This is a genomic window from Nocardia sp. NPDC006982 (assembly GCF_042869435.1).
In the GTDB taxonomy this organism is placed as follows: Bacteria; Actinomycetota; Actinomycetes; order Mycobacteriales; family Mycobacteriaceae; genus Nocardia.
On sequence record NZ_JBIAFV010000084.1, the window covers coordinates 1 to 1,643 of the forward strand.

At 64.0% G+C, this 1,643-nt stretch carries 3 protein-coding genes; 1 reads left to right on the top strand and 2 read right to left on the bottom strand.

Annotated features, from left to right (window positions below):
* Both ACFYOW_RS49580 and ACFYOW_RS49585 read right to left on the bottom strand, forming a co-directional pair.
* Positions 1-319, bottom strand: a 319-nt coding sequence (locus ACFYOW_RS49580) for a transposase (protein ID WP_387299167.1), incomplete at its 3' end; no start/stop codon positions are given.
* A gap of 48 nt (positions 320-367) precedes the next feature.
* Entirely contained in the window at positions 368-916 is a 549-nt protein-coding gene (locus ACFYOW_RS49585; protein ID WP_387299171.1) for a helix-turn-helix domain-containing protein, read from the bottom strand.
* Positions 917-1,032: 116 nt separating this feature from the next.
* Between ACFYOW_RS49585 and ACFYOW_RS49590 the strand changes: the two genes are divergently transcribed.
* Positions 1,033-1,643: MarR family winged helix-turn-helix transcriptional regulator (locus ACFYOW_RS49590; protein WP_387299169.1), on the top strand; the 611-nt coding region annotated here is incomplete at its 3' end.

Genomic DNA, 1,643 nt, shown 5'->3' on the forward strand with positions numbered 1-1,643 from the left:
TCTTCAGGAATCCCGTCTCGTCGACGACCAACACGCCGTCCGGGTCCCCGAGATGCTCGACCGCATACGCGCGCACGTCGTCGCGCACCCCATCGACATCCCACGTCGCCGCGTTGAGCAGCCGTTGCATCCCGTCCGGCGTCGCGTCCCCGGCCACCTCGGCCAACGTCCACCCGTTCTTACCCGCCAACGGCGCCAACAACCCCCGCACATACGCCCGCGCCCGCAACCGAGGCTCCGCCCGCAAAAACCTACCCGCCACCCGCCCGAACAACTCATCCAACCCAGCCGACCACGCCACCAAATCCTCATCAACCAGCACGAAACCCCATGCTACCCAACAACATCACGAACTGCGGCTGGAGTACTAGACCGATACTCGTGTGGTGTTCATTCCTCTCAGAGTTCGGTGTGCTGGAGATGAACGCCGCGTCCAACATAGACAGGCTGAACCCCGGCCGATCGAGAAGGCCGCCTCATCCTCCGGCATCGGCAATGGCCGGCGGCGGTGAGCCGGCGGGCGCCCGACTGCTGCCTCAGGATAGAGCTCCAGTTGAGCGAGCCATTTCGTGTCGCGAGGTTTCGCGACGGGACAGCAGCTCGGCGGTGGTGGTCTGCCGGTCCGATGTTCCTGCCTGGTTCCTGCGGAATTGTCCGGGTGCGCAACCGAATTCGTGTTTGAAGGCGTGTGCGAATGCGTATTCCGATGCGTACCCGGCATCGCGGGCGATCCCCCCAGCGGGATATCGGTTTCGCGCAACTTCCGAGCCGCAAGCGTCATGCGCCGCCAAGTGAGGTAGGCAATGACGGGTTGGCCGATCAGAGTTGCGAATCGGCGGGCGAAGGTGGCCCGCGACAGTCCCGCCTGGTCGGCGAGCTCGGCAACCGTCCAGCTGTGGCTCGGCTGGCCGTGCATCGCCTCCAAGGCACCGGCCACTGCGGGGTCCTGGAGACCGCCCACCCGCTGGCCTGGTAATCGGCCTGTTTGGCGAGCCAGATGCGCAGGACCTGATCCTGATCGCGCTACTGTCGATGCGGATTGTCGCAACGCATCCGGGCTGCCGGGTGCAGGATGTCGCGGACGGCCTAGGCATCAGCGTGGGCGGGGCCAGCAAGTCGGCGGATCGCCTGGAGCGCAGCGGCTGGGTAAGCCGGGTCGACAACCCGTCCGACCGAAGGTCGTCGATGCTCGAACTCACCGCAGCGGGCAAACGAATGGTCGCCGCCGGTTCTGCGATCGTCCGCGAAGAGATGGACCCGCGGGTCGCCCGATTCTCGGGGCGCGGGAGCTCGCACACTTTGCCGCCGACATCGACCGACTACTCGGGCTATGCCAGAACGGACAGCGTGACTCGGACACGCTCTGAACTGATACTCACCGATCCACAAGATTTGACAATTTCTCTCGGCGCCGATTTGAGTGTTGTATTCGGTCGACTACCCCTACAGCATTGGCTGGACAACCGGCCGCTCCTATATATCGACTCGGCAGCGCTCAGTGATCTCGACAATCGGCAGTGTCAATGGCCAGTTGCGGGTGGGTCTGGCCGGAATTTGATGATCGGGCGCGTGTCGATCCATCTGTCGCGCAGGCGGATCGGATATAGACGCAGTTCGTGGTGTTGGATGGTGTGGCGAAACAT

Excerpts from the sequence above, each read along its gene's own strand:
- ACFYOW_RS49585 (WP_387299171.1), bottom strand. The coding sequence starts at position 916 with ATGCACGGCCAGCCGAGCCACAGCTGGACGGTTGCCGAGCTCGCCGAC.